13 protein-coding genes are annotated in these 12,473 nt (G+C 57.0%); 8 read left to right on the top strand and 5 right to left on the bottom strand.

Annotated elements, in window-relative coordinates:
* Positions 1–41 precede the first annotated feature (41 nt).
* Both AC2FH8_RS15450 and AC2FH8_RS15445 read right to left on the bottom strand, forming a co-directional pair.
* On the bottom strand, positions 42–1,058 hold the full coding sequence (locus tag AC2FH8_RS15450) for a DUF418 domain-containing protein (RefSeq protein ID WP_496690166.1): 1,017 nt from the start codon (positions 1,056–1,058) through the stop codon (positions 42–44).
* Between the two features lie 99 nt (positions 1,059–1,157).
* Positions 1,158–2,030, bottom strand: coding sequence for an S-methyl-5'-thioadenosine phosphorylase (locus AC2FH8_RS15445; protein WP_496690165.1), 873 nt, complete (start codon positions 2,028–2,030; stop codon positions 1,158–1,160).
* A gap of 301 nt (positions 2,031–2,331) precedes the next feature.
* On the opposite strand from AC2FH8_RS15445, the gene AC2FH8_RS15440 reads away from it, so the two are divergent.
* The gene (locus AC2FH8_RS15440) at positions 2,332–3,966 is read left to right on the top strand and encodes a SulP family inorganic anion transporter (protein ID WP_142638018.1); all 1,635 of its coding nucleotides are present in this window, start codon (positions 2,332–2,334) and stop codon (positions 3,964–3,966) included.
* Between the two features lie 31 nt (positions 3,967–3,997).
* Here the strand turns inward: AC2FH8_RS15440 and AC2FH8_RS15435 are convergent, their stop codons facing one another.
* Together AC2FH8_RS15435 and AC2FH8_RS15430 are read right to left on the bottom strand one after the other, a co-directional pair.
* On the bottom strand, positions 3,998–4,636 hold the full coding sequence (locus tag AC2FH8_RS15435) for a CatB-related O-acetyltransferase (protein ID WP_496690164.1): 639 nt from the start codon (positions 4,634–4,636) through the stop codon (positions 3,998–4,000).
* Positions 4,636–5,241, bottom strand: a complete 606-nt coding sequence (locus AC2FH8_RS15430) for a flavin reductase family protein (protein ID WP_496690163.1) — start codon at positions 5,239–5,241, stop codon at positions 4,636–4,638. Before AC2FH8_RS15430 ends, AC2FH8_RS15435 begins: the two co-directional genes overlap by 1 nt.
* A gap of 71 nt (positions 5,242–5,312) precedes the next feature.
* Here AC2FH8_RS15430 and AC2FH8_RS15425 point away from each other — a divergent pair, with 71 nt between their 5' ends.
* The 5 genes from AC2FH8_RS15425 (at position 5,313) to AC2FH8_RS15405 (ending at position 8,342) form a co-directional block, all read left to right on the top strand.
* Positions 5,313–5,807 carry a GNAT family N-acetyltransferase gene (locus tag AC2FH8_RS15425; RefSeq protein WP_142638024.1) on the top strand — a complete coding sequence of 165 codons (495 nt, stop codon included), beginning with the start codon at positions 5,313–5,315 and terminating at the stop codon, positions 5,805–5,807.
* 53 nt (positions 5,808–5,860) lie between these two features.
* Positions 5,861–6,619: an EcsC family protein gene (locus AC2FH8_RS15420; RefSeq protein WP_142638025.1), complete on the top strand. Its 759-nt coding sequence runs from the start codon at positions 5,861–5,863 to the stop codon at positions 6,617–6,619.
* Between the two features lie 96 nt (positions 6,620–6,715).
* Positions 6,716–7,174, top strand: coding sequence for an NUDIX hydrolase (locus AC2FH8_RS15415; RefSeq protein WP_271950475.1), 459 nt, complete (start codon positions 6,716–6,718; stop codon positions 7,172–7,174).
* Positions 7,175–7,244: 70 nt separating this feature from the next.
* Positions 7,245–7,700, top strand: a complete 456-nt coding sequence (locus AC2FH8_RS15410) for a DUF1178 family protein (protein WP_271950473.1) — start codon at positions 7,245–7,247, stop codon at positions 7,698–7,700.
* Positions 7,701–7,703: 3 nt separating this feature from the next.
* The gene (locus AC2FH8_RS15405; protein ID WP_496690162.1) at positions 7,704–8,342 is read left to right on the top strand and encodes an SDR family NAD(P)-dependent oxidoreductase; all 639 of its coding nucleotides are present in this window, start codon (positions 7,704–7,706) and stop codon (positions 8,340–8,342) included.
* On the opposite strand, the gene AC2FH8_RS15400 is transcribed toward AC2FH8_RS15405, so the two are convergent.
* Entirely contained in the window at positions 8,336–8,692 is a 357-nt protein-coding gene (locus AC2FH8_RS15400) for a hypothetical protein (protein WP_271950471.1), read from the bottom strand. The two genes, AC2FH8_RS15405 and AC2FH8_RS15400, sit on opposite strands and share 7 nt — an antisense overlap.
* Before the next feature lie 164 nt (positions 8,693–8,856).
* On the opposite strand from AC2FH8_RS15400, the gene AC2FH8_RS15395 reads away from it, so the two are divergent.
* Positions 8,857–10,095, top strand: a complete 1,239-nt coding sequence (locus AC2FH8_RS15395) for an aspartate kinase (protein WP_142638035.1) — start codon at positions 8,857–8,859, stop codon at positions 10,093–10,095.
* 46 nt (positions 10,096–10,141) lie between these two features.
* On the top strand, positions 10,142–12,385 hold the full coding sequence (gene ptsP / locus AC2FH8_RS15390; protein ID WP_142638037.1) for a phosphoenolpyruvate--protein phosphotransferase: 2,244 nt from the start codon (positions 10,142–10,144) through the stop codon (positions 12,383–12,385).
* Positions 12,386–12,473: the final 88 nt, after the last annotated feature.

Genomic DNA, 12,473 nt, shown 5'->3' with positions numbered 1-12,473 from the left:
ATTAAGATACGCCAGTATCAAGCTTTGGTGATGGGCAAAGGTCAAGCCCCTGAGGGCCGGGTCACGCGGTGCATCAACGCCTCAAGTGGTCCGCGTCTGAAGCGCAGGAACCATAGCAGCGCAAATCCTGAGGACAGCACGCAGAAACCCAAGGCGTAGCCAACGATCTGTGGCGCGCTGAGCGATCCGTCCAGCAGGCCGGCCTCTTCCAGAATGCCCATCCCGATTACGATATGCGCAATATAAAGCGTCAGGCTTTGCCGTCCGGGCGCAGTCAGCGCCATCGCGGCGCCCAGCCCCTGAATCCGCAGCCAGAGCTTTAGCAACAGGCCTATCACCACACAGGCGGTTCCAGCCCCGGCCAAAATGTAAAACGGCCCCGGAGGGATGGATTGAGTGCCCAGATAGGCGGCCAGGTCAGGATCGGTTGTCAGCTTTTGCGGAAACAGGGCCAGAACGGCTGCGCCAAATCCCCACATGATCAACCGGTGCTGAACACAGACCGTCTGTAGTTGCGATCGCCCAATCGCCATACCGATCAGCAAGAACGCTGCCCAAGGTAGAACGGGGTGCCAACCATTGAACAGCAAGTTTCGTACAAAGCCCGGTATCGTCCACAGGTCGGTATGGGTCAGGGAAACCCAATCCCATCCCTGATTGTAGTCAAAGATAAGATTGGCGAGAACAGCCAGGACAACGACACTGCATGCCCCAAGCCACAAACCAAAGATGGACGAGGACAGAAACGCCGCGCCGACAACAAAATACAATGCATAGAAATGCAGGATATCGGCCTCAAACATGGTCATGTTGATCAGGCCAAGTACGAACAGAAATGCAGCCCGTCGTAACAGAATTCCAGCAGAAGGGCTGGACAGGCCAATACCGATCCCGGCCAGAATGACATACAATGCAGCAGCACGACCTTCCAGTGCATCGACAAGCGCCGATGCCCAGTCATCTGTCGGTTTGACCTGCGCCGCGATGCGAAAGTTCACCAGCACCATGCCGCAAAATGCCAGAAAGCGTGCGGCGTCCAGGGCCTCGAGCCGTTTCATTCCTATCCTCTTCGTTCCCTGCCGCCCGTACCGAACTTAAAAGGCTGCCTTTCGGTTAAGTACTGATGCGGCCGACCGGAATAGGGTTGATACCAATCGCTAGAGCACCCGCCCCGCGACTGCGTCCAGTTTCGCCAGCAGCGCCGGATCACGTTTTTCTGGCGCGGTCAGGATAGCGTATTCCAGCGCCCGGTCACACCCGTGCGGGCAGGGCAGGCGCGCTGCTCCCAGCAACTCTGGCAAGTCCTTGACCAGCGCTCGGCCTTTTTCGGCGTTCCCGGTCAGGGTGGCGATAATGGCGGTCACGTCGACCTCGCCATGGTCCGGGTGCCAACTGTCATAGTCGGTGACCATCGCGATCGAAGCATAACAAAGCTCGGCTTCTCGGGCGAGTTTAGCCTCGGGCATGTTGGTCATTCCGATCACATCGCAGCCCCAATGCTCGCGGTACATTTTGGATTCCGCCAGTGTCGAGAACTGCGGCCCCTCCATCGCCAGATAGGTGCCGCCGCGATGAATGGTGATGCCGGCGGCCTTGCCAGCCGTCTCGCAAGCATCTGACAAACGTGGGCAGGTCGGGTGGGCGACGCTGACATGGGCCACGCAGCCGGAGCTGAAAAAGCTTTTGTCCCGCGCAAAGGTGCGATCGATGAACTGGTCGACGACAACAAAATCTCCGGGCGCCATATGCTCGCGGAATGATCCGCAGGCCGAGATCGAGATCACATCCGTGATCCCCAGACGTTTCAGCGCGTCAATATTGGCGCGATAGGGCACGTCCGTCGGCGAATGAATGTGGCCACGCCCGTGGCGAGGCAGGAACGCCATCTCGATCTCGTTCAGCGCGCCGGTCAGTATTTGGTCCGAAGGCCTACCCCAAGGCGTTTCAACCGAGACCCATTGCGCATTCTCCAATCCGTCGATGTCGTAAATGCCTGATCCGCCGATGACGGCAATCTTGGTCTGGGTCACTGGTTTTCTCCGATTACGGTGCTTGTTCAAGGATTTGTGCGCTGGGCTGCCTGGTTTGACAAGGGTGAACGCCCGGTGGTTCTATCACTTTTTCGCAGGGGTTCGGGTCGTTGCTATCCGAGCCAGGCAGAGCATCAAGCCAAGGTGTGACGGCAACGAACCGACATCAATTCACCTATTCGCGAGATATGTGCTATGCGTGCTGCGCATATCAGCCTCCCGCCTGATGCGGTGGCTCAAAAACCGGTTCACAGATAGAAGTCCCTTTTTCGCGCGAACCCATAAACCAACAGGACGCCCTATGCCCCGAGCTATGCTGGCAAGCTTTGCCAATCGTATCGCCAAACCTGATCTTCGTTGGGTTCCGGATGAGGGCCTGACCGTCTCGCGCCTTCGGATCGAGCTGCTGTCCGGCCTGACGGTTGCACTTGCTTTGGTCCCTGAGGCGGTGGCCTTTGCGTTTGTCGCGGGCGTGCATCCTCTGGTTGGTTTGTATGCTGCGTTCATGGTGGGGCTGATCACTGCACTGATCGGTGGACGTCCGGGTATGATTTCGGGCGCAACCGGGGCGCTGGCCGTGGTGATGGTTGCCTTGGTGGCAGAACATGGGGTCGAATACCTCTTCGCTACAGTGGTTTTGATGGGAATACTGCAGCTGATCGCAGGGGCGATGCACTGGGGGCGTTTTATCAGGCTGGTACCGCATCCAGTGATGCTGGGGTTTGTGAACGGATTGGCCATCGTGATTTTTCTGGCCCAGATGGGCCAGTTCAAAGTTCCCGGTAGCATGGAAAACACGGGCCATGGCATGAGCGGTGGCGAATGGCTTTCCGGTATTCAGCTTTTTACCATGTTGGGTCTGGTCGGCCTGACTATGGCGGTGATCCTTATCGTGCCACGCATTACACGCATTGTCCCGGCGCCTTTGGCAGGGATCATGGTCGTCGCAGCATTGGTGATTGGTTTTGGACTGGACGTCCCACGGGTGGGCGATCTTGCCTCGATCGAAGGTGGCTTGCCGCCGTTCCACATCCCGATGGTGCCGCTGAACTGGGAGACGTTTGAGATCATCCTGCCATACGCCGTCATATTGGCAGCGATTGGCCTGATCGAGTCGCTTCTGACGCTGAACCTTGTTGGCGAAATCACCGGCAAACGTGGTGGTGCCTCGCAAGAATGTATCGCCCAAGGGTTTGCCAATGTGGCCACGGGCTTTTTCGGAGGCATGGGCGGCTGTGCCATGATAGGTCAGTCCATGATCAACGTGAAATCAGGTGGGCGCACGCGCATTGCCGGTATCGCAGCGGCGCTGTTCCTGTTGGTATTCATCCTGTTCGCTTCCCCGCTGATTGAGCAGATTCCATTGGCCGCTTTGGTCGGGGTGATGTTCATGGTGGTGATCGGGACCTTCGCCTGGAACTCGTTCAAGATCATGCGCAAAGTGCCTTTGATGGACGCGTTTGTCATTGTGCTGGTGACTGTCGTGACCGTGATGGAGGACCTGGCGGTAGCGGTTGTTGTTGGTGTGATCGTCTCGGCCCTGGCTTATGCTTGGAACAACGCCAAGCGTATCCATGCAATCACCCGCGATTCACTGACGGAAAAAGGCGCAAAGGTCTACGAGATTCAAGGGCCGCTGTTCTTTGGTTCGTCCGAGGGATTTGTTGAGATATTCGACGTTTCAAACGACCCGGAAACCGTGATTGTCGATTTTGCCGAAAGCCGTGTGGTGGATCAGTCGGCATTGCAGGCCATCGAGAACATCGCTTCGAAATATGAAGCCGCAGGAAAGCGCGTCATGCTCCGTCACCTCAGTCGTGACTGTCACAAACTGCTGAACAAGGCAGGCCATTTGATGGTCGACAGCGACGATGACCCCGATTACGCGCTGGCGGTCGATTATTCTGTTCGCACCGGCATTCTGGGTGGGCACTGATTGTGAAAGGCGGCCAAATGGGCCGCCTTTTTTAGGGGGCTAAACGCTCCAGCATATCGACGTTTCCGGACAGCAGAGCACTTTCGGCTTCGGTAATCAGATCAGTTGGCCAATCCCACCACTTCAAAGCAAGCAGCCGGTCGATTGTACCGGCCTCAAACCGATACCGTCGTACTTCTGCAGGATTGCCTGTCACGATTGCATAAGGCGGTACTGTTCCGCGCACGACGGATCCTGCACCGATAATGGCGCCATCTCCGATTTCAGCGCCAGGCATGATCAAGGCACCGTATGCGATCCAAACGTCATTTCCGATCACGGTATCGCGCCTGTCAGGTTGATATTCCAACAGCTTTTCGGGATCGAAAACGGGAAAAGGATAGCATGTCGCCCCGCTCATGGCGTGATTGGCCGATGAAGTGATGAACCGGACGCCGTGGGCGATTTGACAGAATCTACCCAAGACAAGTTTTTCGCGGGAAAACGGGAATAGATAAGGGGCAAGGCGTTGCGCCCAATCCTCTGGTGCGTCGAAATCCGACGCATAGCTGTATTCACCGGCTTCTATTCTGGGGTGGTCGATAGCCTGAGACAGTAAGACCGTTCCCGGGTGGTCCGAGCCGTCAGGCAATGTGATTGGGTATCGGCGCGATGCGTCAGGTAAAGGCATTAGTCATCCGGTCTTGAAAGACTGAACAGCTCGGACGCAACCGAATAATCCCGGTAGCCAAGCCGTGCCAGTGGTTTGAAAGACGTCACATCGAATTTGCTATCCCGCATATGGTCGTCGTTCAGATGCACTCCTGTCACTTCGCCAAACACAACCCGGTTCGCCTGTCCGGGCAGGGTCACGATCTGCGTGAGCTTGCATTCCAATGCGGCTGGGGCACCTTCGACACGGGCGCAGGGGATGGTCTCGCATTCGATTGCGGTAAGGCCGGCGTGTTTGAACTCGTCGACATGTTTGGGCAGCGCGGCTGAACTGGCGTTCATTGCGTCGCGGTGGGCGTGGGCGACAACGTTCACGCAGAATACGCCTGTTGCCTCGATATTGGCGATGCTGTCTTTTCCACCGTCCTGATCGGCCTTGGTTCCGGTCGAGGCAAACATGACCTGCGGGGGTGTGTAGGCCACACCATTAAAGAACGAATAGGGCGCGAGGTTGTTGGTCCCATCCGCGCCACGGGTTGATATCCAGCCGATCGGGCGCGGGGTGATAATGGCGTTGAACGGATTGTGTGGCAGGCCGTGGCCGTCTTCTGGGCGATAGAACATAAGGTCTCCAAGCGTTTGCCCAAGGCGTAACGAAATGCTAGGGCGAATTCCAGCTAGGAAAAGAGGGCAGGGTGCAGCAATTCGTGATCAGGCCGGAGGAGCCGGACGATTGGTGGGAAGTCGAGGCTTTGTACGATTTGTGCTTTGCGCCCGGGCGCGAAGCGCTGTCTTCGTATCGCCTGCGCGATGATGTTCCGCCAATGTCAGGCTTGTCACAAGTGGTGCGGGACGGGCAGGATATCCTGGCCGGTGCAATAAGATTCTGGCCCGTGCATGTTGGCGATCAGGACGCGCTGCTTTTGGGCCCTGTGGCCGTCCACCCGACCCATCAAGGTGAAGGACTGGGTGGATTTTTGATCCATGAAGGATTGCGGGCCGGGCGAACCAAGGGTTGGGACAGGGTCATGTTGGTCGGGGATGCACCCTATTATGCTCGGTTTGGTTTCACCCGTCTGACCGGGGTCGAGATGCCCCCGCCAACCAACCCGGATCGGGTTCTGGGCGTGGACCTGATACCCGGCGGATGGGACGGAATAACTGGTCCGGTAACCCGCTGGAGCCGCTGAGCTATTGAAACCGTTGCGGTAAGTGCCGATGTTCTAGGGGCAGGAGGGTACTTATGCAGGACATGGTTCTTGTCGGAAAACTCAATGCCGAAGCGGAACTGGACCGTTTGGCCGGATTTTACCAATCCGCCGGAGGGCCGGGCGTCAAGTTGTTGAACAGTGTCGGTGGCTCGGCAGAGTCATTGCTTGAACAGCTGCCGCCATCTGTGCGCGAAGTCCTAACCGGGGCGACAGAAAAGGCGCTTTGGATTGCGATGAACGCGGCTGAAGGGTCGCGTAGGGCGGTGCCCGATCAGTTGCCATGGGTCAATACGGCCCTGACGACAGCCATGGGAGCTGCAGGCGGTATCGGTGGCGTTCCGACCGCATTGATGGAGTTACCGGCAACCACGACCATGCTGCTGCGTTCAATTCAGGGCGCTGCGGCGCGCGAAGGGTTTGACCCTTCTGAGGATGGTGTCAAATTCGACTGTGTCCGGGTATTGTCAGCCGCTGGTCCGATGTCTTTCGATGACGGTGCGGATCTGGGTTTCTTTTCGGCGCGCCTGACCCTGACAGGCCCAGCTTTGCAAAAGCTGATATCTGCCGTTGCCCCGAAACTGGCGGTGGTTTTGGGGCAAAAACTGGCTGCGCAATCTGTGCCTGTGTTGGGCGCCATAGCCGGCGGCGGTACGAATTATGTCTATACACGCTATTACCAACAGATCGCCCGCGTCCATTTTGGCCTGAGGCGGCTGTCAGTAGATGCCGATATTCCGCATGAGGTTCTGATCCGCAAACTTGAGGCGCGGATGCAAGGGATTGAAAAATAACGCTTCACATGGCATTCTTCAGGCGCAGGTCCGATAAATAAGCGCAAAAGCGCACCGGGCAGGCGGATAAAACGTTCCCTGGAGAGGCAGCAGGACGTGATCGAGCAAAGGCAACTCAACCTGCATCAAGCGGGCACTGTACGAGTCGTACGGCAATCGGCAGCTCTGTGCTATCGTGTCCAACGCGGCACGCCTCAAGTGTTGCTCATTACAACGCGTGGTTCCGGTCGTTGGATAATACCCAAGGGGAATTTGATCGAAGGCCTCTCACCCTCCGGGACAGCCAGTCAAGAAGCCTGGGAAGAGGCGGGTGTGACCGGTACTTGCACTCCAAATGCCTTTGGGCAGTTCCTGCATTACAAGCGGAGGTACAAGAAAGGATCAGCGGTTTATCTGGTCGATGTCTATCCGCTGGTGGTCAAATCCCTGGCCGCGCGATACCCTGAATGGCAAGAGCGCAAGCGCAGGTGGTTTTCGCTGGGACATGCCGCCTCTCGGGTTAATTCGCCCGATCTTGCATCATTGTTACGCAATGTAGAGCATTTGTATCACTGATGTCCCCCTCAGGGGCTTGCCATTGCAATAGTGGTTGGTATCTATTTGGCATCCGACATCTGGACAGAACATGATTCAATATGCGTTGAAATGTAATAGCGGTCACAGCTTTGACAGTTGGTTTCAATCAGCCGCCGCTTACGACAAACTTGCCGCCGCGGGCATGGTGACATGCGCTGTGTGCGGTGATCCGCAAGTTGAAAAAGCAATCATGACCCCGCGTGTCCGCCCCGGACGTACGGTCGAATCTCGTACCACGGTTCCGGCATCTCGGGATGAGGTCGTCAACATGGCAACGCCAAGCGTTGATGTCGAGAAAGCCCTTTCTGAGCTGCGGCGCAAAGTCGAGGACAACTCGGATTATGTTGGCAAGGATTTTGCCAAAGAGGCCCGTAAGATACATTTGGGCGACGCGCCGGAACGTGCGATCTATGGCGAGGCCAAGCCAGAAGAAGCCAGGGCATTGATCGATGACGGCGTTCCTGTTGCGCCGCTGCCTTTCGTACCTTCGCGCAAGACGAACTAGCCCATGCATGTTGTTATCACCGGTGCTGGGCGGGGGATCGGAAAGGTTCTGGCGGACAGGTATCGGGCGCAAGGATGCGATGTAACGGGCACGGCTCGGGATGGCAGCGCGGAGGTGGCGCTGGATGTAACAGACCCAAAACAATATAAAGCGATGGCGGAAAAACTGGCAATGCGCCCTGTTGATCTGCTGGTCTGCAATGCCGGTGTATATCTGGATAAATCCCAAACCATCGATGGCTACCCCGCCGAAATGTGGGCGCAGAGTTTCGCTGCCAATGTGACGGGGGTCTTTCTGACAGTTCAGGCCTTGTTGCCCAATCTGCGCGCGGCACAGGGAAAGATTGCGATTTTATCCTCGCAGATGGCCTCGCACACGCGGGCGCCTGGTGGCAGCTATATCTACCGCTCGTCCAAGGCGGCGGTTCTGAACCTGGGGCGTAATCTTGCTGTGGACCTGCGCGGCGACGGCATTTCAGTAGGCATTTACCATCCCGGCTGGGTTCAGACGGATATGGGTGGGACCGGGGCTGATATCACGGTTGATAAGGCTGTTCAGGGCCTAATCAACCGTTTCGATACTCTGTCACTTGAAAGTACTGGGTGCTTTGAAACCTATGAAGGCCAGTCGCACCCTTACTGACGGGCAAGAGCGACTTTAGGGATCTCATATACCTCACCTGGATCAACGAAAATCACCATAATATCGCCTCGGTTTTCATAGGTGATCTTAGCTGCCGAATTTGTTGAATCCGGGATACCATCGGAGAAATAGATGTTGCGGACTTCGCCATTTCCCATCGCAACCGCAAGCGTAGAGCTGCCGTCGTCACGGCGCCGCATTTCGGCGTTGCAAGTGCGCATCGCCTCGCCTGGGCTGGTCGCACAGGGCACTTTCCCCAAGGCGTTTTGACCGTCGGTGCCGGTCAGCGAGGCGACTTGCGCCGCCGCAGGTGTGGAAAATAGGGCAAGGACAAGGGCAAGACGGTGCATTGAATACCTCGTAGTGAATTTGATGCGTCAGGCTTACACCGTCATACGCGGTTGTAAAGCGATGCTAGGCCCCGACTGATGCGGTATTGCACTCTTGCTCTTGCGGCCCCCCTCGCATAAGACGCACGGGATCTGAATTCCAAGGCGCGGAGACATCAGCCCCCATGCCCGTACTCGTGATGAAATTCGGCGGCACATCCGTCGCAAATCTGGACCGTATCCGCCGTGCTGCAAAGCGCATCGGCGTTGAGGTGGCCAAGGGTTATGACGTGATCGTCATCGTCTCGGCCATGTCGGGCAAGACCAACGAGCTGGTGGGCTGGGTCAACGAAACCTCGCCACTGTTTGATGCGCGCGAATATGACGCCGTGGTGTCTTCGGGGGAAAACGTCACCGCCGGCCTTATGGCGCTGACATTGCAAGAGATGGACGTACCAGCCCGCAGTTGGCAGGGCTGGCAGGTGCCGTTGCTGACCACCAGCGCCCACAGCCAGGCCCGGATCGAGGATATCCCGACCGACAACCTGAACCAGAAATTCGGCGAGGGCATGAAAGTGGCCGTTGTCGCGGGTTTCCAGGGTCTTAGCCCTGAAGGCCGTATCACGACACTGGGCCGTGGCGGGTCGGATACCACTGCGGTGGCCTTTGCTGCCGCATTCGGGGCCGAGCGCTGCGACATCTATACCGATGTAGACGGCGTTTACACGACCGACCCGCGCATCTGCCAAAAAGCGCGTAAGCTGGATCGGATCTCATTCGAAGAAATGCTGGAACTGGCCTCGCTTGGGGCTAAGGTGCTGCAAACCCGCTCGGTTGAGCTGGCGATGCGATATAAAGTGAAATTGCGCGTTCTCTCAAGTTTTGAAGAACAATCCGACGAGGCCGGTACGCTGGTCTGCGACGAGGAGGATATCATGGAATCCAATGTTGTGGCCGGTGTGGCCTATTCTCGTGACGAGGCCAAGATGACCGTCGTTTCCGTGGCGGACCGCCCCGGTATCGCCTCGATCATCTTTACGGCGCTTAGCGACGCGGGCGTGAATGTGGATATGATCGTTCAGAACATCTCGGACGAAGGGCGCACGGATATGACCTTTTCCTGCCCCACGGATCAGGTGACGCGCGCCGAAAAGGCGCTGTTGGCTGTGAAAGACCGGGGAGAGCTGAACTATGCCGACCTGGTCGCAGATAATGATGTCTGCAAGGTTTCTGTGGTCGGGATTGGAATGCGTTCGCAATCGGGTGTTGCGGCCAAAATGTTCAAGATACTCTCGGATGAGGGTATCAACATCAAGGTCATTACAACCTCTGAGATAAAAATTTCCGTCTTGGTAGACAGGAAATACATGGAACTTGCGGTTCAGGCACTGCATGATGCCTTTGAATTGGACAAGGCGGCCTGAGCAATTCAGCCAAGGGTCACGCCTGAAACCTTAGACTGGTTGGGCTATGGCAGACGGCACTGAAACAGAATCCCGTAAGCTGCTGGGGCGGCTGCGTGAAGAGATGGCGAGCGAAGCTGCCGGTCAGGAACGTCTTGACCGGATCACTCACCTGATCGCAGACAGTATCCGGGCCGAAGTCTGCTCGATCTATCTGTTCCGCGACGAAGAAACCCTGGAACTTTGTGCGACCGAAGGCCTGTCGCCCGAGGCTGTTCATAAGACCCGTATGCGCATGGGCGAAGGACTGGTGGGGCGCGTCGCGAAATCCGGCAAAATCGTGAATACGCCCGATGCGCCGTCAGCCAAGGGCTTTCGCTATATGCCGGAAACGGGCGAGGAGCGTTTCTCGTCTTTTCTGGGTGTGCCGATTCAGCGGCTGGGTGAAAAGCTTGGCGTTCTGGTTGTTCAGTCCCGAAACGCGCGCGAATATTCTGCGGATGAAGTTTATGCGCTGGAAGTGGTTGCAATGGTTCTGGCCGAAATGGCTGAACTGGGAGCATTCGTTGGCGAGGGCGCGGCCCTGTCGCCACGCCACCAGCAACCGGTTCAGTTTACAGGCGGCCCTGCACAAGAGGGCTCGGCCGAAGGCCATGTCTGGCTGCACGAACCGCGCGTTGTTGTTACCAACCCGATTGCCGATGACCCGCATCGCGAACAAGAACGTCTGACCGAGGCGGTTGAAGAATTGCGCGTCGGTGTCGACAAGATGCTCGAGATATCCAAGAACGGCGACAAGGAACAGCTGCAGGTTCTGGAAGCCTATCGCATGTTCGCCAACTCCAAAGGTTGGATGCGCCGGATGGAAGAGGACATTGCACTTGGGCTTAGCGCCGAAGCTGCGGTGGAAAAGGAACAATCCCAGGCGCGCGCGCGCATGAGCCAAGTCTCCGACCCCTATCTGCGCGAGCGATTGGCGGATTTGGACGATCTCAGCAACCGTCTGCTGCGCATTTTGACCGGGCAAGGACAGACAAACAGTGCCGACCTGCCACCGGACCCAATCCTGGTTGCCCGGAATATCGGTCCAGGTGACCTGCTGGAATATGGCCGGTCCTTGAAAGGCATCGTGCTCGAAGAGGGCTCGGTCGGAAGCCATGCCACCATTGTTGCCCGTGCTTTGGCCATACCACTGGTGGTCCATGTTGGGCGCATTACGACCGAGGCCCTGAACGGAGACCATATCCTGGTTGATGGCGATCAGGGCACTGTGCAGCTCAGACCAGAAGATACCGTGGTCAGCGCGTTCCGCGATAAGGTCGCGATGCAGGCCAAGGCGCAGGAACGCTATGCCTCAATCCGCGAAACGCCAACGGTGACGCGGGATGGAGAGCGGATCAATCTGGTGATGAACGCGGGTCTGATGGCGGACCTGCCTTCGCTGAACAATTCCGGTGCCGAAGGAGTGGGCCTGTTTCGTACCGAGCTGCAGTTCCTGATCCGCAATAAGATGCCCAAGCGTTCCGAGCTTGTGACGCAATATCAGCGGGTTCTGGATGCGGCCGATAAAAAGCGTGTGGTATTTCGCACGCTGGATATCGGGTCCGACAAAGTTCTGCCCTACATGAAACACATCGAGGAGCCGAACCCGGCCTTAGGCTGGCGCGCAATTCGGGTTGGCCTGGATAAACGCGGCGTGATGAGGATGCAGCTGCAGGCTCTGATCCGGGCCGCCAATGGTCGTCCGTTGACGGTCATGTTCCCATTCGTGGCACAAGCGGAAGAGTATTATGAAGCGCGATGGGAAGTGAATAAGACCATCGACCGCGAGAAACGTCTGGGCCATGCCCTGCCTGAAAGTATTGAAGTCGGAGCGATGTTGGAAACACCCTCACTCGCTTTTGCACCGCAGAAGTTTTTTGACGAAGTCGATTTCATTTCGATTGGTGGCAATGATCTGAAACAGTTCTTCTTTGCTGCCGACCGTGAAAACGAGTTGGTCCGCCGCCGCTATGACTCGCTGAATGTCAGTTTCCTGACTTTTATCGAACGGATCGTAGAACGCTGCAACATCTCGGATACGCCACTCAGCTTCTGCGGTGAAGACGCAGGACGCCCGGTCGAGGCACTGTGTCTGGCCGCGATGGGAATCCGGACGTTGTCGATGCGCCCGGCGTCGATTGGGCCGGTCAAAAGCGTATTGTTGCGGGCAGATCTGCAAGCAGTGCGCAAGATCATATCGGACGCTCGTCATCGCGGAGAGCAATCCGTGCGGCCGGCTGTGATGGAATGGTTACGCAGCCAGGGGTAGTGCGTCAAATCCACCCTTGCTTTCTTTTCTCGCTTTGCCTAAGGAAATGGTGAATGTTAGCGATAACATTTTCTATTCACCGGCGCTG

Source organism: Ruegeria sp. CDSC025 (assembly GCF_059610805.1).
This window is presented reverse-complemented; position numbering and strand designations above follow the sequence as displayed.